Genomic DNA, 23,293 nt, shown 5'->3' with positions numbered 1-23,293 from the left:
TTTATTTATTGTATTTATACCGCCGTAAGCGATTCCATTTCAATTTCAGTCTTTCCTATAGTTTTTGTCGTTGCAGTTATCTCAATTTTAGAATATTTTAATAACTTCAGCCATGAAAACTTTGTTATTTTTTTCACTATGTACTTTATTCTATCACTACAACAGAAAAAAATATGTGACTAATATCACGTTCCTTTAAAATTAAAAATAATAAAGCTTAAAACTGTTTTCACAATTCTAAGCTTTATTATTTCTAATTTAATATATTATTTTATCCTAATATTTGTTTTAAATCATCTTCTGGTGTACTTATTGGTTTAATATCAAAAGTATCAATTAAAAATTGTAATACATTAGGGCTTAAGAAAGCAGGGAGTGTTGGTCCTAGGTAAATCCCTTTTACTCCAAGTGATAATAATGCTAGTAGATCAGCAACAGCTTTTTGCTCATACCAAGTTATAATCAATGATAGTGGTAGATCATTAATAGTGCATTTAAATGCATCAGCTAGCGCTAATGCTATTTTAACCGCAGAATATGCATCATTACATTGACCTATATCTAGTAATCTTGGTAATCCTGCAACTTCACCAAATTCTAATTTATTAAATCGGTATTTACCACAGGCCAAAGTAAGAATAATACAATCCTTTGGAACAAGTTTTGCAAATTCTGTGTAGTAATTTCTTCCTGATCTTGCACCGTCACATCCTCCGATTAAGAAGAAGTGACTAATTTTACCTTCCTTAACTGCATTAACTATTGTTTCAGCATGACTTAAAGTTGCTTTATGTCCAAATCCCACAAGGATTTCTTTAACTTCCTCATCTTTTTCAAAGCCACCTAGTTCTAGTGCTTTACTTATTATTTCAGAAAAATCCTTATGACCAGTCTTACCTGCCTCAATATGTTTTATACCATCCCAGCCAACAACACTTGTTGAGAAGATTCTATCTTTATAAGAATCTTTTGGTTTCATTAAGCAGTTTGTTGTCATCAAAATACAACCTGGTATGCCATCAAATTCTTTTTGTTGATTCTGCCAAGCTCCTCCGAAGTTACCTACTAAATGTTTGAATTTATTAAGCTTAGGATAGCCATGAGAAGGTAACATTTCACCATGAGTATAAATGTTTATTCCTGTGCCTTCTGTTTGTTCAAGTAACATTTCAAGGTCCCTTAACTCATGCCCCGAAATTACAATAAACGGTCCTTTTTTAATATTTACATTAACTTTTGTAGGTGTAGGAGAATTATATTTTTCATTATTACCTTTATCTAATACTTCCATAACCTTAACGCTAGTCTCTCCAGTTTTAATTAGATACTTGATAAGATCCTGAAGATTTAAACTATCATCAGTAAGTACTGCTAAAGCTATAAAATAAAAATCATCAACATCATCGCTACTGTATTTAATAAACCTAGCTTGGTGTGCATATGCCGCAATTCCTTTTAATCCGTATTTTATAGTTTCACGAACTGATCGAATATCTGCATCTAAATTTTCATCATACATAACGCCTGCTTTTTTAGCATCTTCAAGAATTTGTTCTTTAGTATCACTTAAATTATATAAAGCTTCCTCGCTAGTTACATTTTCATCTATTGCTTTTTTTCTTGCATCTTCTTTTATTACTTGAGATTTTTCAAGCATATCCATATGAGACTTTGGATCGAAGTTTACATTAGTTAGCGTCATAAACAATGAATTTTCAACAAATGAAACCCATGACTTATCAATTTTTTCACCTTTAGCTAAAAGTTTAGTAGCATAACAACTTATTCCTTTTAGTTGATAGATAAGAAGATCCTGCATTGCTGCAATCTCTGGTGTTTTACCACAGACCCCTACTTTAGTGCAACCGGTTCCACCGAACGTTTGTTCACATTGAAAACAAAACATTTTTCCTTGCATATGTAACCCTCCTAATTTTTAATATGATTCTAACATCATCTTACACTATTTTTGTCTAAATATACAAGATTATAAATAATATTGGCATATTTATATTTAATAAACGCCTAATTTATGTTAATTAAAGTTCCTCGAGTTGGAGTAAAAACGTTCAAAGGAAATATATAAATAAGAAACTTAAAAACCCCATCATGGATTTTCTCATGATGGGGTTTTTAAATTTAATAGATTGCTTAATTTATAGAGCAACCCTTTTGCTCTTGAAACATATTAAACAAAACACTATTTTCAAGATAAATGTGAATGAATAGATCTTTTTCAAGGTCATGAATTTTTGTGTATACAAGTTTAAAAGAAGTACAGGCTCTTTCTGGCGCATTAAAATCTCTAGTTATCTTCTCTAATTCTTTGATTATATTTCCAGCTGCATCATGCTCACTCTCTGTATCCTTTATAATCTGCTGTATTTTTGATAAGACATTTTCATCCTTTGTTATTTCAAAGCTTTCAATAAGAGGGAATAGGTTTTCCTCTTCTTTTATAAGGTGCTCCTCAAGTTCTATTTTCAAAGTTCCAAAGTTTCTATGAACTTTTAATAGTTCCTCACTATGAAGTTTAAAATGAACCTTAAGTACTTTTAATAATAGAATATCTATTTCCCTAAGCTGTTTTTTGGTAAATTCATGATGTGTTTGTACTATGTGCTTAATTAATTCTGAAGGTTTTTCCTTTCTCCAATCTTTATACTCTGAATTAGTCCTTATAAACACCTCATATGCATTATTAAGTTCTTCGATTACTTTTTCATTATCTATTTCTATGACATCCATTGCTCCTGCTAAAGTATCATGTCCACCACAGCAATAATCTATTTTATACCTGTTAAAAATCTCTGCGGCACCCGGGAAAATTGAAACTATCTCTCCAAGGTTTTGGTTTCCATTTATGATTTTCTCCATAATTAATTCCTCCTAATATTTTTATATCGTACTAAGTAATAAATCAGCTGTATAAATAACTGCACTTTCAATATTCTTTACATTGTTAAGACTTGGTGAAAACTTAATTCTTATTGGAAACTCTATATCGATCATACCAGTAGACTTAATTACATCCGAGGTACTTAAAACTTTAATATCAGTCCTCTTCAAATAATCCTGAACTACTTCTATAGCTTCTCCGCTCCAACCATAAGAACCAAAAGCTGCCCCTATCTTGTTTTCTAGTTTTAAACCATTAAGACTTTTTAGTATATCTTCCATATTTCCAATAATATCTGCATATTTTGTGGAACTTCCAAAGAAAATGACATCAGCTTCATTAATAGCCTTTATTATTTCTTCTTTTGGTATTTTATTTACATCCATAATTTCAGAGTGTATATTTTGATTTTCAAAATTTCCCTTAATAATAGTAGCAATCTTTTTCGTCCTACCTGTCATAGTGGAATAAAGAATTAACGCTTTCTTGTCTATCTCTATATTTTTACTCATGTTATCATAAATATCTATAAAACTTTGAACCTTATCTCGAAGTATATATCCATGAGATGGCGCTATCATCTTTATGTCTAAGTTTCTGATTTTCTTTATCATATTTTGAACATATCTTCTATGAGGGTGCATTATTAATTTATAATATCCAATGTAATCAGAATTTATGTCCTCTTTTGCCATATCATTAAAATACTCATAATTAGCTACATGTGTACTAAATATATCGCAAGGGAATAAAATTTTATCTTCGATGCAATAAGTTATCATTGTTTCCGCGGTATGAAGATAAGGTGTTTCTATAAATTTTAGTATTTTACCCCCTATATCAAGAGTGTCTCCATCTCCTACAACTAGAAACTCTCTGTTGTGAAGTTTATACATTTCCTTAAGTTGATCCACGGCTAGGCTCGTGCATACAATTACAGCGTTTTTTGCATTAGCTGCCAAACTTCCAAGTGAACCAGAATGGTCAGGTTCAGTATGGTTAATTATAATGTATTCGATCCTTTCAAGTTCAATTAAACTTTTTAAATTTTCTACAAATTCACGCCCAAAGCTCATATCAACAGTATCTATTACTGTAGGTTTCTCAGTCATTAATAAATAACTATTATAAGTGGTTCCTTTAGTTAATGTTAATCTATGAAAAGGTACATCCCTATCATCCACCTTACCAACCCAGTATATATTGTCACTTAGCATAATTTTTTTACTCATAATCTATTCCTCCTAAATTAATTGATTCATATTTTTATTAATCTTATATTTTAATTTATTCTCACACGTTGCCTCTTTCCTATGACCCTATTCTACAATTATTTTGATTTTAAAAATATGATTCAAATCACAAAACGAAAATATTAAATAAACCTAAAGGCTACTATAAGCTTTTAGGTTATTTTTTATTTAAAAAATTTGTAACATAAGTTACCGTTTTATATTATAAAAACTAGTATTCTATTATTAAAGGAAATTACTGCTGACACCGAAGACCTATACCTACAAATAATAATATTTTATGATTTTGATTTAAATCACATTTATATATATCCAAATTAATTAGAATGATGTCATGGAAACAAAATTTCTAAAAATAGATTTATAAAGGAGATTTTAAAATGGATAACAAAAAAATAGAAAAATTAACTCAGGTTTTGCAAAAACTAAATCAAGAAGGTGTAACTGAGACTTTAAGACAAGAAGCTTTAGACATCGTTTCAAATATAAGTCCTGTTGAACTTTCAATTGCAGAGCAAAATTTAATAGAAAAAGGAATGAAACCTCAAGATTTAAGACATCTTTGTGATATACACATGGAAGTTTTAAAAGGCGAACTTGATAAAATTAAAACAAAGATTGAACCAGGTCATGTTGTGTATACTCTTATTGCTGAACACGATAAAATTCTTGAATTCTTGACGCTGCTTGAAGAAGTTAATTCTAAAATCCAAAAGACTGAAACATATATTAACAGTTTAGAAGAAATTAAGGAATTAAAGACTATTGTGTTTAATATATTAGATGCAGAGAATCATCACCAAAGAGAGGAAAAGGTGTTGTTTACTGAGATGGAAAGCAGAGAAATTACTGGACCAACTCGAATTATGAGAATGGAACATGAGGATATAAAAACTAAGAAAGAATTTTTAAAATTAACGCTAGAGGAGGCCTCTGAATTAAACTTTAATGAGTTCAAAGAAAAAATAGATGAGAGTGCAAAATATATCATATTTAACATGAGAGATCATATATTTAAAGAAAACTATATTCTATATCCTACAGCAATAGAATCTATACAGGGAAAAGAAATATGGAATGATATGAAAAAAAGGTGCGATGAGATAGGTTATTGTGGATTTACACCTGAAGCATAGCTTTACATTTTCAAAATAAAAAGTATGCAGAATTTATCTGCATACTTTTTATTATTACCAATTGATAAATTCCTGGACCTCAGCTTTTTCTCCAAGAGTTACATCTTTCAAAACCCATTCCTTAAACACTGGATATCCTGTTCTATCAACAATGTACCCTATATGTTCTTTTCCTCCAGGGGCATCTATATCCATATACTTTTCAATGTATGAATAAGTATTTTTTATTATTTTAATAATACTTTCCTCATCCACCCACTTTATAAAATCTTGAGCAAGTCTAGGTTTCCTCTTTCCCGTTCTACCCATTATTACAAGTTTATAATATTTCTCTAAACTTCTACTCCAGGCTGATGTTGGACATTTTCCTATACATTCTCCGCAACCAATACATTTGTCATGATCACGAACAACTTTAAAATTCTCCATTTTAAGAGCACCAGTGACTCTTTTTTTACAATTATTAATACATGATTTGCAACTGATGCATCTATAAGATTCATATTGGGGCTCTGTCATTCCAATAATTCCGAAATCTTGCATTCTAGCCTTTATACAATCATTAGGACAACCTGTTAATGCTACCTTCACATGATAATCGTTAGGGAAAATTTCTTTTTCAATCCTTTTCGCAAAGTTTGTTGTATTATAATTTGCAAAAGGACAGACATTTGCTCCCACGCATGCTGAAACATTTCTAGTACCTGCAGCTGAATAACCGGTACTCGGAGAAATCTGATTTATTTCAAGGCCTTCAATTACAGATTGAACCATTTTGTTAACCTCTGGTATTTTATCCATATCAATATTAGGTATTTCAAACCCCTGCCTTGTAGTTATATGAAGAGTTCCATCTCCATAAATCTCTGCTACCTTTTGTAAAACTTCTAAATGTTTAGCCTCTACCATGCCTCCAGGCACCCTTATTCTTATAGCAGTTTTACCTCTTGTTTTGGTTATTCTAAACGCATTCTTTTTAAGCAATTTAGTGTTTATATCCATAATTTATCCCTCCTAATCTACTAAATGAACTGCATCCAAATAATTAAAAACAGGACCCTCTAAACATATATACGTATCATCAATTTTACAGTGTCCACATTTTCCAACTCCACAACACATCTTTCGCTCATAAGATACCCATATATTTTTTTCTTTTACTCCTTTTTTTATAAACCCAGCCACTGTAAACTTGAGCATCATAGGAGGGCCTACTACAACTACTTGTACTTCATCCATATTGTCAACCGGAATACCATCAATATATTTTGTTATAAGTCCCACAGTTCCAGTGTAATCATCATCTGCACTGTCCACAGTTAAAGTTACATTAACACTCTTCTCCCAAGTTTTAAAATTATCTTTAAACAAAATATCATTTGGAGACTTGAACCCTGCCATTACATTAAAATCCTTACACTCTTTTGGATGTTTTGCAAAATAGTCCACTATTCCTTTTACAGGTGCTAGTCCAGTTCCACCTGCAGCTACAATAATTTCTTTACCTTTATATATATTCACATCAAACCCATTCCCGTATGGTCCCCTTAGATACAAGGTTCCCCCTACAAAGAAAGTATGAATCACATCTGTAACCACGCCTACACGTCTTATTGTAAGGTCTACATACCCTTCACCTATTTCACTTACAGATATAGGTGACTCACCAAATTTTGGTATGGACACTTCAAAAAATTGACCTGGCTTTACGTCACCTTCGAACTCCATTCTAAAAGTATAATCTGTTTCTGTATGCTTCTTTATATTAAGTATCTTAGATTTAAAAGGCATATATATGTTTTTCATTTACTCCACCGCCTCCATAACTTTACTTAGTTTATTAACGCAACTAGAAAAAGATATATATTCAGGACATATATCATCACATCTACCACAACCTACACACATATGATATCCGGCTCTCTTTTTAAAATCATAAACCTTGTGCATAACCTTAAATCTCATTCTATCCTTTTTATCCTTTCTAAATCCATGCCCACCTGCCATATCACTAAACCCGTCTACCTGACAAGATGACCATATTCGTCTTCTCTCTCCTACATTCTTGTTATCCTTCGAGAAAACATCCTGCATAGTGAAACACGAACATGTACCACAGACAAAATTACACCTTCCACAGGCAATACACCTTGAAGAATATTCATCCCACATTTTAGATTTAAAAACTTTTTGATCTAAGTTTTCAGGTATAGTAACCTTTATATCATTACTTGATACATATTCAGGTTCTACCACAAGTGTTCCTACTATATCCTTATTAAAATAATTCATTAGCTCCTCGGATTTACACTCCACAAAAACTTCATCATTTTTAATTTTGGTGTACATATCATAATCTTCTGTCTTATTAGACCCCATACTGGCACAAAAACAGTTTTCGAAGCTATCACTACAACCCATAAGCACAAATTTAACTTTTTCTCTTAAAGTTTTGTAATAATAATCCTCGTCGCCATTTCTTAAATAAACTTCATCAAGCCTCTTCATTGCATGTATATCGCAACTTCTTACAAAAATTAGTATTTTCTTTTCATCGCATTTCGGCTCTTTGCATTCATCCTCAGTAAAGTAAAATAATGTTTGAGTAATCGGAAGTATTATTTCCTTTGGCGAAAAAGTAGCTTTGGTATTAAATTCTATTTCTTTTATACTTTCTATTTCCTTATATCTAATTGTATCTGTGTCCGCAAAAGTTCCTTTTCCCTTAAGCTTTACTGGTGCATATACCTTATATTTATCTCTTAATCTTTCAAGATGCTCATCAAACTTCTCTATTTTCAACCTAAATCCCATAAATATAATCGCCTCCATTGTAATAATTTCATTTAATTATCAATCTTTGTTAATTAATTCACTATTTAAATTAAACTTAAAACTACTTATATCCATTGTATTTCAAAAAAAAATAAAAGTATGTGACTTCCATCACACACTTTTAAAATACTCGCTTAATTTCTCTCTGTTTACTATAAATTTTCTATTTTCAATTTTAACCATACCTATTATTTCAAACCCTACATGATTAACTTCAATCTCTTAATCCTTTATCTTCATTCCCTATTTTTACAATAGAAAGTATATATTGACAATTATATATTACATGTGTAATATATAATATGAAGCTGCATATTGCAATAAATTTATTAGAAAGTAGATGATAAAATGATTAATGCATCTAAAATATCAAATTCAGAATGGGAAGTTATGAAATACGTTTGGGCGAATCCCACCTGCACTGCAAATGAAATTGTTAATTCTTTAAGTAAAAGGACTGATTGGAAGGCAAATACTGTTAGAACTTTAATAAATCGTTTAGTCAAAAAAGAAGTTCTAGGTTACAACATAGATAAAAAAGATAAAAAAACATATTATTACTTTCCTTTATTATCAGAAAATGAGTGTATAAAAGCTGAGAGTGAATCCTTTATAAACCGTGTGTTTAATGGCTCATTAAATGGTATGATTGCAAACTTTTTAAACGAATCAAAATTATCTGATGAGGAAATTAAAGAACTTAAAAATATTCTTGATAAGAAGAAAGGTTAAATAGGTGTATTTATGTTATTTCTAATATCTATTTTTAAATGGGTATTATATTCAACAGCTTTAGGAAGTATTTTAAGTTTAATAATTCTTCTCTTTAAATTATTGCTTAAAGACAAGCTTGGCGTTAGATGGCACTATGCAATTTGGCTTATTCTTATAATTAGATTGTTAATGCCTTACGGACTACAAAGCTCATTAAGTATCTTTAATATTATTAATTTTGAAAATACAACTATAACACAAGTACCTTATACAATAACTTACAAAGCAAACAAAATTTTTAATAATAAAGAGAGTAATACAACTGTAGTTCCAAATTTTGTGAAGTCTAATTTACAAGCAAATACATCTGATGCTGACCAGATTCCGATATATTTACAATTGATAAGTTGCCTGTGGTTACTGGTCGCTATTATAATTGCTTCTTATACAATTGTAATGACGATGAAATTAAAGTCCAAGTTTAAGAAGGGTCATGTGTGTAATAATAAGAAAGTTTTACTTCTTTTATTACAATGCAAAAACAAGTTAAATATAAAATCTAATATAAGAATTATAAATACTAATGAAATTAAAACACCATGCATTTATGGATTTATAAACCCTAAATTGCTACTACCTATTGGTACTTATAATTTTCTAAATAAAAACGAATTAGAATTTATAATCTTACATGAACTAGCCCATGTAAAACGCCTTGACATAATAGTAAGTTGCATATCAGGAGCACTTCAAATAATACATTGGTTTAATCCAATTATATGGTATTCATTTTATAAAATGTCTAATGATAAGGAACTCGCTTGTGATGCTTTAGCTTTGTCTCATGTTAACTGTAAAAACTACATGAATTATGGTAAAACTATTATAAAATTGCTAGAAAGCTATAAGAAAACACCTCAAGTTTATGGTATCTCCTACATCATAAATAATAAATCTCAAATTAAAAGGAGAATTACTATGATCTCTTTATTCAAGAAAAATTCTTATAAGTGGTCGATTATACCTATAGTAACATTAATTTTATTGGGAGGAATAATGCTTACTAATGCTAAAAATAAACCAGTGTTAGCTGACAACAAAAACAATCAAACTTCAAAAGCTATCACCAATTTAAGTAGCGAAAGTAAAAAAAGTCCTATTACTCAATATGATATTACAGGTAACCATTATAAAGGTACAATATTAATGATTCCAAGTGATAAGAAGATTGTTGTTGGCTTTAGTGAATACCTTGCAAAAGCTAATATGTCCACAAGTCAGATAGCTAAAGCTAACAATGACATATGTGCTATTAACGCAGGTGGATTTACATCTGACAATTTGGGCAAAACATTTTCCCCCTCAGGACTTATAATGCATGATGGAAAGATTATTTTTAAAGATATAGCAGACAATAATAGTAAAAACAATATGGTTGCTTTTACTGGCACAGGCAAACTTCTAGTTGGTAAATATTCCTTAAATGAATTAAACAAGCTTAATGTAACGGAAGCCATTAGTTTTGGTCCTGCACTTATAGTTAATGGCAAACCCACAATTACAAAAGGCGATGGCGGTTGGGGGATTGCTCCAAGAACGGCTATAGGTCAGAAAAAAGATGGTTCAATAATTTTATTAGCTATTGATGGTAGAAGTGTAAAATCTCTAGGTGCTACTTTACTCGAAGTGCAAAATATACTTTTAGACTATGGAGCAGTAAATGCATCAAATCTTGATGGAGGAAGTTCATCAACTATGTACTATAACGGTAAAGTAATTAATAATCCGTGTGATATATCAGGGGAAAGAAAAGTAACATCTACTTTTATGGTATTGCCTTAAGAAGTTATTAGTAATTAGTAAATTTTATAAATTGCTTTAGATAGAAAATCTCTGCATAATTTCTTACACTATTAAAAGGAGGATTATAATGTCCCAAAATAAAGATAAAAAATTAAAACCAGTAATAATTTTCATATTGTATATGACATTATTCACCACGATAACAGCACCATTTTATGTCTTTAGAGGACCATTCACTAGCTTAAAGAAGGTCGTAGTAGCTACAATTATGGGAACTAGGCATCAATATTTGGCCACTACCTTCTTATCTACAGCCGAGATAAATAAAATAACTAATAAAAGTAATATTAAAGAAGATACAAAGGTTAGCATAGCAGCTATTAATATTGATAAGAAATCAAGTAATGAGATAGTTAGATATAATTTGCATCCAGATTCAGGAAGATATGACGGATATCTGTTAGAAATCCCTAATCCCTTAAAAGTCAAAATAGCATATAGTAAAAATTTAAGGGTAGAAGGCGAAAAAACAAGCGAAATGGCAAAGGCACATAATGCAGTAGCAGCCATAAATGGAGGATCTTTTACTGATAACAACAAAGGAAGCTTTGGAGGTACAGGTGCTTATGCGGGAGGTTTTCTAATATCTAATGGGAAAGTAATTTCTAATGATAGTAATGATACTACTAAGCAAAGCGTTACAGCATTTACAAATGTCGGGAAACTTATAGTTGGTAATTACAGTGTTAATGAACTTAAAAAATTAAATGTTACAGAAGCTTTATGTTTTAGACCTCCTGTTCTAATTATTAATGGTAAAGGCCAAATTAATGATGAAGATGCTGCTGCTGATGGTTTCCAACCAAGAACTGCCATCGGTCAAACTGTTGACGGAACAATTTTGTTTCTTGTAATGGATGGGCGTGCAAATCTTAAAAAATCAGGCGCTACACTTAAGGACATCCAAGACGAGCTACTAAAACACGGTGCTGTCAACGCATCTAACCTAGATGGTGGTTTTTCTAGCACAATGTATCAAGATGGCGCATTAGTAAATAGCCCTCATGGTTGGAATGGTGAAAGGTATGTTGCCACCTCAATTTATGTGGAACCTTAAAGGAGATTATTATTTATGAAAATATTTAAAAGAATAGTGGGTTGGAGTATCCTTGCACTAGTATTACAAAGTTGTATATTTTTTATATCTGATAAATACTATCAAAAAACATTACTCAATACTAAGGTAAATGAGGAAATAGTTAAAAATCACAAAGAAGTTGATCTACATCTTTCTATAAAAATACCAACTACCGCGAGTAAAATTCAATCATCTTTTGATGGTAAATATATTTCCTATTATGATAATTCTAAACTAACAGTTATTAATTCATATACAGGAAAATCCGATATAGTTGGTGATATAGACAATTCACAGATAATTTATAGTAAGTGGCAGCCGGACGTAGATTCCATGTCCATATGCGAAAAGAAAACAAACATGAAGATTACTATTAACACTTTTACCTACAACGCTGATACCAATAAACTACAAACCCCCACCGACTCAAGCAATAAGGACATAACATTTACCCTCTCTAATAGCAAAGATATTATTAGCGATATACAAATGTCACCTAAAATGAAGATATACTATATAAAAGTGACGCGAAACAACTGGACAAGCGATGTATTTAATAATGACGTTAATGACGAAACTATTCGTATTTTTAACTCTAAACATATTGGAAAAATTAGAACGTTTGATCATAAACCAAATCTTATTTATGAAGATACCTCAACCAACTTAATAAAGGTTTCAAATATCGCTTGGAGTCTAGGCAATATACAAGCATGCCTTTTTAATACAGATAACAAAGATAATATATATATAGGGGCTCTCAAAAACGGAAAAGTTTATAAGATATTGTATGGGTCTACAGATGAATCTGTAAAGAAATGGACCTCCATAGTACTTAACTCTCCTGTAGATAAAAAACTCATTAGCGTAACTAAAAGTGGTGCTATATTTATAGATAGTAATTCAGAAGGTTATGTTACTAATCAAGTATCTAAGAAAAAGACTTCTTATGCCGGAACAATTATAGAAATAACTGATAATAAAATAATTTCAATAGATAATGGAATTATCAAAAAAGTAAATTTACCTTAATTTTATAATATTGTATCCTGATGTTAATATTTTAAGTCCCCATCTAATGGTGGGGGTACTTCCCATGATATATCTTATCCATCAATTAGAATACGAAGCATCTTATCCCTATTATTAATAAAGTTTTTCGTTATCTGATAGTTTTCAGTTTCTTCGTATCTAACAACTTCCATCTTATCTTTTATTTCATAAATAGTTGATTCTGGGTAGGCCATTATAATTGGAGAATGAGTTGAAATAATAAATTGAGAACCCATATTAACTAACTCATGAATTCTTGTAAGCATAGACATCTGCCTTGATGGAGATAATGCAGCCTCTGGCTCGTCTAATATATACAGTCCATTACCGCCAAACCTATTCATAAACACAGCAAAAAAAGACTCTCCATGGGATTGTTTATGCAGTGATTGACCTCCGTATGAAGACACAAGTTTTGGTCCTCCATCAACTCTATCAAGTTCATCAATATTGCTCGCAAGGTTATAGAAACTCTCTGCCCTTAGGAAAAATCCATTCTTTGGTTTTTTTACTCCCTTAACTAACTTTATATATTTGTATAATTCTGAGTGTGTGTTCATGGATGAAAAGTTGAAATTGATTGTTCCACCTTCAGGATTAAATCCACAAGCAATTGCTATTGCCTCCAAAATTGTCGATTTACCCGAACCATTTTCCCCTACAATAAATGTTACTTTTGGATGAAAATCTAAACTTGATAAATTCTTTATGGTAGGTAAACAGAAGGGATAATTTGAAAAAGACTCAACACTTTCTCTTTTAAGTTCTAACCTTCTAAGATATTGATTACACTCTAAAAATTCCATGTTTATTCTCCTATTAATTTGTCATCTTATATTTTCATTTAATGCCATAACCCATATATGTTGTCCTGGATTCAAAATATTCTATACAGTATATAAGCAATTATACTTAAGTTAATATTTTTTGACAACTATATAAAAAAAGATATACGAAAACCCATCAGAATTAAAATCTGATGGGTTTTCACCTTTAATATATAATACAAGCATTTATTCATAAACAATAAAATGCATGCAAGTTAACTTAAAGTTCTTTTACATGAGTTACTATTTTTTCTGAACTTTTTGTAATTTCTTCTAATGCAGATGATATTTCTTTAGTTGTAAGACTTTGACTTTCTGACACTTCAACTGCTTTATCTACTATTTCTAAAACTGCATCCATATTTTTTTTCATTTCTTCTAAATCTTTGGAAACATTATCAGCTGATTGCTTGCTAATATGAGCTAGTTTTCTCATTTCAGTCGCTACAACAGAAAATCCCCTACCAAATTCTCCAGCTCTTGAAGCTTCAATTGCTGCATTTAATCCTAATAGATTTGACTGAGTTGCTATATCGTGTATTGACTTAACTATTTCCGCATTTTTTTGAATACTCTTTTCTGATTCCTTCAGAGATTTTACAATATCATTTATTATTGAAAATAATTTTTCCGAACCTTGATTAAGTTCCTGTATGCTTGCATTTGTTTGCTCAAGTGTAGCAAATAAACTTTCAGTAGATTCTTCAAAATTAATCTTATTTGTTAAATCTTTACCTATAGCAACACACCCTATAGCTTGTCCATTCTTGTCTCTAATTGGATAAGAAATTGCTTGAAAAGAAAATCCATAATATTCTTTTGGTACTATTCCAACCATCAACTTGTTCTGATTAATTGCCTCCCATATAGGCTCACCATGTTTAAGAATATCACCCTCATTGCCTGGAATACTGAAGGAGTCCGCAGCATAGTTTTTTATGATTTTTGTAGTATCACATAATGCTATAGATATGTCCTCTTGTAACATCTCTTTTAATTGAGGTAATACTATCTTGTAAGAATCAAAAATTTCATTCATATTAATACCTTCTTTCATTATATTTTTATTGTTGTACTTTGATTATTAACCTTATATAGCTTTTATATAATAATTTTTTGATTATTTCTATTTAGGAAATAATTCATAAATATTTTCATATTTTTATTTATTATTATATCTTTTTTTACAAGAAAACCTATATCCCACATAGCAGTTGGAGTCTTTATTTTGACGCAGCATATCTCATCATAAGCACCTGTATTAGCCAAACAGTTCACAAAGATAAATACGCCTTTATTTAAAGCTACAAAATCATAAGCTATCAATAAGTCAAATGTACATTTAACTAAAATATCGGGTTCAAATCCTGCCTCTATAAAGTTTTCCATTATTAAAGACTGTATTCGAAATGTTTCGTCCAACAGAATAAGTTTTTCATTTCGTAAATCTGTAAAATTTATACTCTGCTTTTTAGCAATAGGATTGTTTTTATTAACTACCGCTACTAAATAATCCTTTTTTAAATTATAATATGAAAAATCAATGGTATTCCTTGGATTTATAGTGCATGCCATATCAATGCTACCATTTAATACATTAGCTTCACATGCAATATCTGTATATTCATGTATTACAATATCAATGTTTAAAAACTCTTTACTAAATTCAACTATATATTTGCTTCCTAACGTTCTAAGAGTTCCTGGAGCGAATCCTATATGTAATTTTTTCTTTTTAAATTGTATCTTTTCATTGATATCATCTTCAAAATCCTTAAACTCATTAATAAGCTTATCGGCTTTTGGATAAATATATTCACCTATTTGTGTTAACTCAACACCACGAGAATTTCTTTTGAAAAGAGGAGTACTTAATTCCTTTTCCAAATTGCTAATTATCCTACTAAATGCTTGTTGTGTTATAAAAAGATCTTTAGATGATTTAGTGAAATTTTTATCTTTACATGCTTTCACAAAATATTTTAATGAATTTATATTCATAAATCCTCCTTAAACTAAATATTATTTAGTTATGGTCGAAAAAATAACAATTAAGCATGCCAGCATACTTAATTGTTATTTTATCTCATATGCTTATATAGGATACAAGTCTATTATATCCTATATAACAAAATATTTTGTAAAAAGCAAATATTATTTATAATTATCGTACATATTTCCAAGAATTACTTGAACTTCTTCTTTAGTTAATTGTTTTGGTACGAAATTATAACATGCATCAGCTAATACCATTTCTGCTATTCCTATTAATTCTTCTCTTACTATTCCTAATTCTTTTAAGGATTTAATTCCTACTTTTTTTACAAATTTGCGCATTTCTACAGCTACGATTTCGCCAATTTCTATATCTGTTTCATTTCCACTAAATCTAATACCCATAGCTTCTCCAACAACTTTAACTTTATCTGCTTTAAAATCAGCCGCATACTTCATAACTTCAGGCATTACAAGACCGCATATTACTCCATGTGTAACATGGAACTTAGCACCAACTGAATGGGCAATAGCATGTCCTATATGTACTAATGCATCATTAAAAGCAAGTCCTGCAAAATTACTTGCAAGCAAAAGATTTTCTCTAGCTTCAATATTTTTACCATCACTCATAGCTATTGGAAGGTACTGCATTACTTTTTTTATAGCATCCGTTGCTAAAAGTTCTGACTTAGGATTAGGATCTTTTGCTGTAATTGCTTCTACTGCATGTGACATTGTATCAATACCTGTATTAGCTGTTATATCTTTTGGTACAGATATTGTTATTTCTGGATCTAATATACCTAAAGTAGAATTACAAATAACAGAATTTTTAACATTATTAATTGTATCTGTTATTACCCCAATAGATGTACTCTCACTTCCGGTCCCAGCAGTTGCAACTACCATTATCACGGGAACTCCAGGAGTATAAAAAGGATTACCAAAATACTTATTAACGGGGCCTGGATTATTAACTAATACATTTATGCCCTTAGCTGCATCCATAGGACTTCCCCCACCAATTGCAACTATACCATCTATTTTTTCTGATTTCGCTATTTCTCCACCTTCATTTATTATATAATCTGGTGGATCGGCAATTACTTTTTTAAATTCTACAATTTCTATACCTGAATCTATCAAGCTTTGTTTTGCCTTAGCATATCCTTCTAATTGTGCAACAGTTTCATCTGATACTATCATTACTTTTGTACAACCTAGTTTTTTTGCTTCTTCACCTAATAAACTAATTGTTCCTGCTCCACAAATAATTGGACAAGTTTGCGCATATCTTCCCATAATATTGTACCTCCATCTATTTATTTTTTATAAATTATATGCATTAACAAAACCAGTTTCCATTGCATTTCTAATTCTGCCTGGTTTAGATGCATCACCTAATATCTTGACTATATCGAAATTTATATTAATCTCTTCTATTAATTTATTATTAGACCTAGTTCCAAGTGAAATAATAACATTATCAAAGGAATAATCTTTAATTTCATTATTTTCCATAAGTTCAAAAGTTAATTTTCCATTTTCAATTTTAATTAATTTATGTTTAGGATAAAGATGGACACCATCTTTTGAAGTCCTACCCATTATATCAATAAGGTTTTGAAAGAATAATCCTGGTCCTATATTATCAGCCATCTCAAATAGGCTAACTTCATTGCCCGTTTCCGCTAATAACTCTGCTGTTTCGAGCCCAGTCATACCCGAACCTACCACACCAATTTTTTTGTCTTTTAATTTAATCTTCCCACTTAATATATCTGTAGTTGATAAAACTTCTTTACCATCAATACCTGATATAGACTTTGGCATTATTGGGTTTGAGCCTTGCGCAACAAATACTGCATAAGGATTTAATTCTTTTAAATCCTCTATCGTAGGTGTAGTCTCTAATCTTATTTCTGTGCCTAATTTTTCATTTTGAACTCTTAAATAATCTATAAGCCAATTTATTTTTTCTTTTTTAGGAGGCTTATTTGCAAATTCTAATTGCCCACCTATTTTATCTGATTTTTCAAATATTACAGGTTTGAATTTTCTCATTGCAAGAACTCTTGCGGCTTCTAATCCTGCAGGTCCTGCACCTATTATAGCTACAGTTCTTCCATCACCATCTTCTACAAAATTACTATAATCTAATTCTCTACCACTTTGAATATTAATAGCACACTGACAAGGTAATTTAGTAATATCAGAAGACATAAGTACTTCCATACAGTGAAGACATGATATACATTTTCTGATTTCATTAGTTCTGCCTTCCTTAGCCTTATTTGACCATTCTGGATCTCCAAAATGTTGTCTTGCAGAACCAACAAAATCTACTTTACCATCTGCTATAATTTGATCTGCATACTCAGGGTCTCTAATAACGGAAACTCCAATTACTGGTATCTTAACTGATTTTTTAATTGTTTCTGCTAAATTTATTTTCCACCCTTGGTCAAATGAGCTAGGCTCCCAAGCTGTATTCATAGTTTCATAAGTCCCTGAACTAACATCTATTGCATCTACACCTAATTGTTCCATACGCTCTGCTATCTTTACGCCATCTTTAAGATGTAACCCTTCCTCTGGAAGTCCGATGGTTTCGTAAAACTCATCAACAGACAATCTAACAACTAATGGAAAATCTTTTCCACATCTTTCTTTAATGCCAATTACTATTTCCTCTAAAAATCTCAATCTATTCTCAAAGCTTCCACCATATTTGTCGATCCTATGATTTGTATGAGGACTTAAAAATTGATTTACTAGATATCCATGAGCTCCATGGACTTCAACACCATCTATACCTGATTTTTTAACTCTTACTGCTGCTAATATGAATTTTTCAACCATATCAGAGACTTCCTCTGTTGTCATAGCTACAGTTGGTTGATGTACACATTGACATTCAATAGCACTAGGTGCTAGCATTGGTAAATTTCCATTAACAACGCTTATGCCTTGTCTGCCTGGATGATATATTTGAATTACTATTTTGCTATTATATTTATGAATTTCATCTGCTAATTCTTTTAAGCCAGGTATATATTTATCATCAGCTACAGAAATTTGGCATAAGTTACCTCTGCCTCTTGACTCCTCAACCATTGATACCTCTGTAAAGATAACCCCTACACCGCCCTTTGCCCTAGCACCGTAAAAAGCAATATCCGCTTTTGACATGGTACCATCAGGATTTCCTAAATGGTTACCCATGGATGTCATTACAATTCTATTTTTCGTATCCATAGAACCTATTTTTCCTTTTGAAAAGAGATTATTAAACATATAATTTCCTCCTTAAATTTTATTATTGCAATCGTTTTTATGTTATAATTTTAACGCTTTCTATTCTCTTTGAGAAACACTTATTTTTTGTGGTAGCCACAAAGAAAGTTTTTAATTAGTATACTTACTATTTAAATGTGATGCTTGTTGTCGTCTATATGAATTAAAAAGTTACTCCCGGCTTAAAATTAGTCGATTCAGAAAGCTTTCCAGGTTCAAAAACAGTGGTTCTTCTCCAAAAAAAAAGATTTCTTTCACAGGAATTAAGTGAAGAAACCTTTGAATACTTTAAAATGTTGCAGAGCTAACACTTATTTAACAAATTATAAAATAATTAATCCTTTTTTATATTCTGTAGAAATCTCTGATAGAGTATTTTTAAACATATTTTTTTCATAAATTACGTTCTACGACCGCTGTTAGTTAATAATCTCCATTTAGGACAACCTGTTAATGCTACCTTTTGCAAAACTTCTAAGTGTTCGGCTTCTATCTGACCTCCAAGAACCCTTATTCTTAGAGACACTGCCAAGCTGTTTCCCCAGCAAAAGGAACTGATGCTACTCCATCAAATTTTATAATAAAGTGCTTTTACCTTGAAAACCCCCAAAAAAAACATTGCTGATTAAGTATCGTAGTTTCTTCAGTAATTTTTTTTGTTAAATCATCAACATCAGACTGAGTTACGCAAACTGTATTATTTAACATTGTTGAAGCAAATTGGATGTCTCTAGCCAATTCAATATATTTTATATTTAACACTCCATAATCACAACCTACCTCGGAAGAGCAAATAGCCATTTGACTTGAAGCAGATACTACGCTTTGCACCAAAGCTGCTTCATCCAATTTTATAGATGCTATACTTATTTCTAGAAGCTCATTAAGTATTGTCGTTTCTTCAGTAATTTTTTTTGTTAAAGCATCAACATCAGATTGAGTTACGCAAACTTTATTATTTAATATTGTTTTAGCAAATTGCGTGTCCCCAATCAAATTAACATATGCTGTGTTTATCAGTGGTCGTACATATTTATTACTCAAGTATGAATCACAAGCAGTAATTCCAACTGAAGCAGCTACTACGCTTTTCTTCAAAGCTATTTCATTCAAGACTATGCCTGTAGATGGTAGTACTTTTAAAGAGTAAGTAGCAGTAGACCCATCTTCAGAGATCACTACAATATCGTCTAAATTAGTAACTGAGGAACCTTTGTCTATTGCTGATTTATCAGAAGCCACTTCAATTTTTATAGAACCATTACCTAATAATGTTACTCCTTTTATAAAGTCATCAACATTAGTGTTTAAAGGTATATCACTAATACAATCTGCCCCTAAAGTACCTATATCAGTTGATACAACATAATTATTAGAACTCAAATTTGTAGCTGCTCGAGCCATTGTCGGTAACATAAATCCACTTATTGCTATACTTAATACCAATGAAATAACTGCTACTCGTTCTCTTGTTTTTTTCATTTATACCACCCCTAAATTTTAAATTACTTCCCTCTTGATATCTTATGAGTACGATATGAATTTTTACTTAATTATACCATTTTTTCTAAAATTATATATATGAAAATAAAATAAACTTTGTTGATTATGCCATAAATATTCATATTTATTTTAGTGTAAAAAGTTGAAAATGATCATTCTTAACTATCAGCTAATGTAAACAAACATTAGAGTCTGTCCCAAATCCCCCATCTATCCTCGCACCCATTTTAATCTATTAATTAATTCATTTATTGGGACAAACTATGATATTCAAATACAATCTCTATTCTTTATATACAAGTGTGAGAAATAAAAAAAAACGAAGTGGTACAGGATATTACTCCTGTATTTCCTTCGTTCTGGACAAGCTCTTTACCCTATTCCACAGTTACCGATTTTGCAAGATTTCTTGGCTTATCAACATCGCAGCCCTTTTGAACTGCCATATAATATGCTAATAATTGTAGTGGAATTACTGATATTACTGGTGATAATATATCCATTACTTTTGGTATATAAGTTACTGAATGAACTGATTTTTCAATTTCAGTGTGACCTTTTGGTGCGAAAGCATATATTTTTGCTCCTCTAGTCGAAAGTTCACGTATATTACTTACCATCTTACTAAATAACTCTTCTTGAGTAGCTAATGCTATTACTATAGTTCCTTCTTCCATAAGTGCTATTGCACCATGCTTAAGCTCTCCTGCAGCATATGCGTCTGAATGGATATAAGATACTTCTTTAAGTTTTAATGAACCTTCTAGTGCAACTGCATAATCAAGCCCACGTCCTATGAAGAACATATCCTTATGCATATAAGTTTTTGCTGTAAACTTTTGTATAGTTTCTTTGTCTTTAAGCATTTCTTCTGCTTTTTCTGGAAGTTCTAGCATCGCTGCTTTAATTTCTTCAATCTTATCCATACTTAAAGTTTCCTTATTTTGAGCAAAGAATAGAGCAATTATATACATTGCTATAAGCTGAGTTGCGTAAGCTTTAGTAGATGCAACAGCTATTTCTGGTCCTGCCCATGTGTATAGTACATCATCTGCTTCTCTTGAAGCCGCACTACCAACAACATTAGTTACAGCTATTACTCTTGCTCCTTTTTCCTTTGCAAGTCTTAATGCTGACATAGTATCTGCAGTTTCTCCTGATTGACTAATAACTATCATTAATGTGTTTTTATCAATTATTGGATCCCTGTATTTAAATTCTGACGCTATATCAAGTTCTACTGGTATTCTTGCAAGTTTTTCTATAACATATTTACCTACAGCCCCTGCATGGTATGCAGTTCCGCATGCTACAATATATATTTTATCTAATTTTTTAATTTGTTCTTTAGTTATATTTATATCATCAAGTGTTATTGGTTGTCCAAGAACTATTCTCGAATTCATAGTATCTCTAATTGCTTTTGGCTGTTCATGAATTTCTTTTAACATGAAGTGCTCATATCCGCCTTTTTCAGCTGCATCAGCATCCCAAGTTACATGGAAGACTTCTTTATTAATAGTCTCGCCTTCTATATCTATAAGTTTTATACCATCATTTGAGATTACAACAAATTCATTATCTTCTAATAAATATACTTCTCTTGTATGATTTAGTACTGCTGGTATATCAGATGCTACATAAAATTCACCTTTACCAAGTCCTACTATTAATGGACTATCTTTTCTTACTGCTACTAGTTTGTCTGGCTCATCACTACATAATACAGCTATTGCATAGCTACCTTCCATTTTAGTAGTAGCCTTCTTTACAGCATCAACTATATCTCCCTTATAATAAAAATCTACAAGATGTGGTATAACTTCTGTATCAGTTTCTGATACAAATTTATATCCTTTTGCCGTTAACCATTCTCTTAAATGAATATAATTTTCAATAATTCCATTATGAACTACACTAATAGTTCCTTTCTCATTAGTGTGTGGGTGTGAATTTTCATCTGATGGCTTACCATGAGTAGCCCATCTTGTATGACCTATTCCAACATGACCTTTAAGTGGAGCTTCTAATAATTCAGCTTCTAAATTTGCAAGTCTTCCTTTGCATTTAGTAACATTTAAAACTCCATTATCTATAATTGCGACTCCTGCTGAATCATATCCCCTATATTCTAATTTTCTAAGCCCATCAATCAATATTGTTTGAGCCTCTTTTATTCCAAAATATCCAACTATTCCGCACATATTCATCTTCCTCTCAAATTTATAATTTTTCGCAAATCAATTAAGCACATTTATCATCCATTTTATTCACAATTATTGAAATAGTATTACTACTGCCTACACATAAAATAATTATATGAAGCAATTTGCATTACATAATTGTAATCCTAGATGAATATCATACTTAATTAATTCATCACCAATAATCACTGTTCATCCCCTTTAGATAATACTTGTCACCCAAAGACGATGCATATTGCCTATTGGCATCGTAATATTTATAAAGGTTTTAACACCAGATTGATCTTGTCACGAAAATCACTTCTCGCTTTTATCAATCATTAACGGTAGTGCGCTACCGCGGGGCATCCGCCGAAGATTCGATACTCCCCATCCTCGTCAACACATAATTCATCATAATTGTTCTCATTATGAGTCCTGGCGCTTTAAAAATTTATTTTTCTCTATCCTCCTCTATAAAATATTCAGTATTTTTCTGTATTAATTAGATAAACTGAAAGCTTATGAACCTTAATCATAATCTTTCAGCCTATTATATTCGTTCTATACTCTAGACGTCAATACTTTTAATAATAAATTTTTTAAACTTATTATTTTTTATAAACACGTATAATTTTTTTACTAACGTAAATG

General features: G+C 30.9%; 19 protein-coding genes. 5 read left to right on the top strand and 14 right to left on the bottom strand.

Going from position 1 to position 23,293, the window contains the following annotated elements; genetic code table 11:
• Nucleotides 1-271: 271 nt before the first annotated feature.
• The 3 genes from hcp to LL038_RS20945 form a co-directional block, all read right to left on the bottom strand.
• Nucleotides 272-1,918, bottom strand: coding sequence for a hydroxylamine reductase (gene hcp / locus LL038_RS20955; RefSeq protein WP_216123203.1), 1,647 nt, complete (start codon nt 1,916-1,918; stop codon nt 272-274).
• A 233-nt stretch (nt 1,919-2,151) separates the two neighbouring features.
• Nucleotides 2,152-2,877, bottom strand: a complete 726-nt coding sequence (gene ric, locus LL038_RS20950) for an iron-sulfur cluster repair di-iron protein (RefSeq protein ID WP_216123206.1) — start codon at nt 2,875-2,877, stop codon at nt 2,152-2,154.
• Nucleotides 2,878-2,898: 21 nt separating this feature from the next.
• The gene (locus tag LL038_RS20945) at nt 2,899-4,131 is read right to left on the bottom strand and encodes an FprA family A-type flavoprotein (protein WP_216123208.1); all 1,233 of its coding nucleotides are present in this window, start codon (nt 4,129-4,131) and stop codon (nt 2,899-2,901) included.
• Nucleotides 4,132-4,532: 401 nt separating this feature from the next.
• On the opposite strand from LL038_RS20945, the gene LL038_RS20940 reads away from it, so the two are divergent.
• Nucleotides 4,533-5,288, top strand: coding sequence for a DUF438 domain-containing protein (locus LL038_RS20940; RefSeq protein WP_216123209.1), 756 nt, complete (start codon nt 4,533-4,535; stop codon nt 5,286-5,288).
• Nucleotides 5,289-5,342: 54 nt separating this feature from the next.
• On the opposite strand, the gene asrC is transcribed toward LL038_RS20940, so the two are convergent.
• From asrC to asrA, 3 genes are read right to left on the bottom strand one after another with little or no spacing between them, the layout of a single operon-like run.
• A complete protein-coding gene (gene asrC, locus LL038_RS20935; RefSeq protein WP_216123211.1) occupies nt 5,343-6,290 on the bottom strand; it encodes a sulfite reductase subunit C in 948 nt (315 codons plus the stop codon).
• A 12-nt stretch (nt 6,291-6,302) separates the two neighbouring features.
• Nucleotides 6,303-7,094, bottom strand: a complete 792-nt coding sequence (gene asrB / locus LL038_RS20930) for an anaerobic sulfite reductase subunit AsrB (protein WP_216123213.1) — start codon at nt 7,092-7,094, stop codon at nt 6,303-6,305.
• Nucleotides 7,095-8,102, bottom strand: coding sequence for an anaerobic sulfite reductase subunit AsrA (gene asrA / locus LL038_RS20925; RefSeq protein ID WP_216123251.1), 1,008 nt, complete (start codon nt 8,100-8,102; stop codon nt 7,095-7,097).
• A gap of 369 nt (nt 8,103-8,471) precedes the next feature.
• Here asrA and LL038_RS20920 point away from each other — a divergent pair, with 369 nt between their 5' ends.
• The 4 genes from LL038_RS20920 to LL038_RS20905 all read left to right on the top strand — a co-directional run bounded on the left by LL038_RS20920 (nt 8,472) and on the right by LL038_RS20905 (nt 12,810).
• Nucleotides 8,472-8,855: a BlaI/MecI/CopY family transcriptional regulator gene (locus LL038_RS20920; protein WP_216123216.1), complete on the top strand. Its 384-nt coding sequence runs from the start codon at nt 8,472-8,474 to the stop codon at nt 8,853-8,855.
• Nucleotides 8,856-8,867: 12 nt separating this feature from the next.
• Nucleotides 8,868-10,679 carry a M56 and phosphodiester glycosidase domain-containing protein gene (locus LL038_RS20915; RefSeq protein ID WP_216123217.1) on the top strand — a complete coding sequence of 604 codons (1,812 nt, stop codon included), beginning with the start codon at nt 8,868-8,870 and terminating at the stop codon, nt 10,677-10,679.
• Between the two features lie 88 nt (nt 10,680-10,767).
• Nucleotides 10,768-11,757, top strand: coding sequence for a phosphodiester glycosidase family protein (locus LL038_RS20910; protein WP_216123219.1), 990 nt, complete (start codon nt 10,768-10,770; stop codon nt 11,755-11,757).
• Nucleotides 11,758-11,772: 15 nt separating this feature from the next.
• Nucleotides 11,773-12,810 carry a hypothetical protein gene (locus tag LL038_RS20905; RefSeq protein WP_216123222.1) on the top strand — a complete coding sequence of 346 codons (1,038 nt, stop codon included), beginning with the start codon at nt 11,773-11,775 and terminating at the stop codon, nt 12,808-12,810.
• A gap of 74 nt (nt 12,811-12,884) precedes the next feature.
• Here LL038_RS20905 and LL038_RS20900 read toward each other — a convergent pair whose 3' ends face one another.
• The 8 genes from LL038_RS20900 to glmS all read right to left on the bottom strand — a co-directional run bounded on the left by LL038_RS20900 (nt 12,885) and on the right by glmS (nt 22,660).
• On the bottom strand, nt 12,885-13,637 hold the full coding sequence (locus LL038_RS20900) for an AAA family ATPase (RefSeq protein ID WP_216123224.1): 753 nt from the start codon (nt 13,635-13,637) through the stop codon (nt 12,885-12,887).
• Nucleotides 13,638-13,878: 241 nt separating this feature from the next.
• Nucleotides 13,879-14,697, bottom strand: a complete 819-nt coding sequence (locus tag LL038_RS20895; protein WP_290443125.1) for a methyl-accepting chemotaxis protein — start codon at nt 14,695-14,697, stop codon at nt 13,879-13,881.
• 62 nt (nt 14,698-14,759) lie between these two features.
• Nucleotides 14,760-15,659 (bottom strand): LysR family transcriptional regulator, encoded by a 900-nt coding sequence (locus LL038_RS20890; RefSeq protein ID WP_216123228.1) that lies wholly within the window; start codon nt 15,657-15,659, stop codon nt 14,760-14,762.
• Nucleotides 15,660-15,812: 153 nt separating this feature from the next.
• Nucleotides 15,813-16,958: an iron-containing alcohol dehydrogenase gene (locus LL038_RS20885; RefSeq protein ID WP_216123230.1), complete on the bottom strand. Its 1,146-nt coding sequence runs from the start codon at nt 16,956-16,958 to the stop codon at nt 15,813-15,815.
• A gap of 27 nt (nt 16,959-16,985) precedes the next feature.
• Nucleotides 16,986-18,953: an FAD-dependent oxidoreductase gene (locus LL038_RS20880; RefSeq protein WP_216123232.1), complete on the bottom strand. Its 1,968-nt coding sequence runs from the start codon at nt 18,951-18,953 to the stop codon at nt 16,986-16,988.
• A 400-nt stretch (nt 18,954-19,353) separates the two neighbouring features.
• On the bottom strand, nt 19,354-19,485 hold the full coding sequence (locus LL038_RS20875; protein WP_268055922.1) for a hypothetical protein: 132 nt from the start codon (nt 19,483-19,485) through the stop codon (nt 19,354-19,356).
• A gap of 59 nt (nt 19,486-19,544) precedes the next feature.
• Nucleotides 19,545-20,435, bottom strand: coding sequence for a hypothetical protein (locus tag LL038_RS20870; RefSeq protein ID WP_216123234.1), 891 nt, complete (start codon nt 20,433-20,435; stop codon nt 19,545-19,547).
• A 398-nt stretch (nt 20,436-20,833) separates the two neighbouring features.
• On the bottom strand, nt 20,834-22,660 hold the full coding sequence (gene glmS / locus LL038_RS20865) for a glutamine--fructose-6-phosphate transaminase (isomerizing) (protein ID WP_268055921.1): 1,827 nt from the start codon (nt 22,658-22,660) through the stop codon (nt 20,834-20,836).
• Nucleotides 22,661-23,293 lie beyond the last annotated feature (633 nt).

Origin of the sequence: Clostridium estertheticum (genome assembly GCF_026650985.1) — a bacterium.
Taxonomy (GTDB): Bacteria; Bacillota; Clostridia; order Clostridiales; family Clostridiaceae; genus Clostridium_AD; species Clostridium_AD estertheticum_C.
Note: the sequence above shows the minus strand (reverse complement) of the source record. Positions and strands in the feature narration are given on the sequence as shown.

Bases quoted from the DNA above. Each gene is read 5' to 3' on its own strand.
- glmS (WP_268055921.1), bottom strand. From the start codon at position 22,660: ATGTGCGGAATAGTTGGATATTTTGGAATAAAAGAGGCTCAAACAATA.
- LL038_RS20945 (WP_216123208.1), bottom strand. From the start codon at position 4,131: ATGAGTAAAAAAATTATGCTAAGTGACAATATATACTGGGTTGGTAAG.
- asrA (WP_216123251.1), bottom strand. From the start codon at position 8,102: ATGGGATTTAGGTTGAAAATAGAGAAGTTTGATGAGCATCTTGAAAGA.
- hcp (WP_216123203.1), bottom strand. From the start codon at position 1,918: ATGCAAGGAAAAATGTTTTGTTTTCAATGTGAACAAACGTTCGGTGGA.
- LL038_RS20880 (WP_216123232.1), bottom strand. From the start codon at position 18,953: ATGTTTAATAATCTCTTTTCAAAAGGAAAAATAGGTTCTATGGATACG.
- LL038_RS20895 (WP_290443125.1), bottom strand. From the start codon at position 14,697: ATGAATGAAATTTTTGATTCTTACAAGATAGTATTACCTCAATTAAAA.
- LL038_RS20885 (WP_216123230.1), bottom strand. From the start codon at position 16,958: ATGGGAAGATATGCGCAAACTTGTCCAATTATTTGTGGAGCAGGAACA.
- asrC (WP_216123211.1), bottom strand. From the start codon at position 6,290: ATGGATATAAACACTAAATTGCTTAAAAAGAATGCGTTTAGAATAACC.
- LL038_RS20890 (WP_216123228.1), bottom strand. From the start codon at position 15,659: ATGAATATAAATTCATTAAAATATTTTGTGAAAGCATGTAAAGATAAA.
- LL038_RS20910 (WP_216123219.1), top strand. From the start codon at position 10,768: ATGTCCCAAAATAAAGATAAAAAATTAAAACCAGTAATAATTTTCATA.
- asrB (WP_216123213.1), bottom strand. From the start codon at position 7,094: ATGAAAAACATATATATGCCTTTTAAATCTAAGATACTTAATATAAAG.
- LL038_RS20905 (WP_216123222.1), top strand. From the start codon at position 11,773: ATGAAAATATTTAAAAGAATAGTGGGTTGGAGTATCCTTGCACTAGTA.
- LL038_RS20940 (WP_216123209.1), top strand. From the start codon at position 4,533: ATGGATAACAAAAAAATAGAAAAATTAACTCAGGTTTTGCAAAAACTA.
- LL038_RS20870 (WP_216123234.1), bottom strand. From the start codon at position 20,435: ATGAAAAAAACAAGAGAACGAGTAGCAGTTATTTCATTGGTATTAAGT.
- LL038_RS20920 (WP_216123216.1), top strand. From the start codon at position 8,472: ATGATTAATGCATCTAAAATATCAAATTCAGAATGGGAAGTTATGAAA.
- LL038_RS20915 (WP_216123217.1), top strand. From the start codon at position 8,868: ATGTTATTTCTAATATCTATTTTTAAATGGGTATTATATTCAACAGCT.
- LL038_RS20900 (WP_216123224.1), bottom strand. From the start codon at position 13,637: ATGGAATTTTTAGAGTGTAATCAATATCTTAGAAGGTTAGAACTTAAA.
- ric (WP_216123206.1), bottom strand. From the start codon at position 2,877: ATGGAGAAAATCATAAATGGAAACCAAAACCTTGGAGAGATAGTTTCA.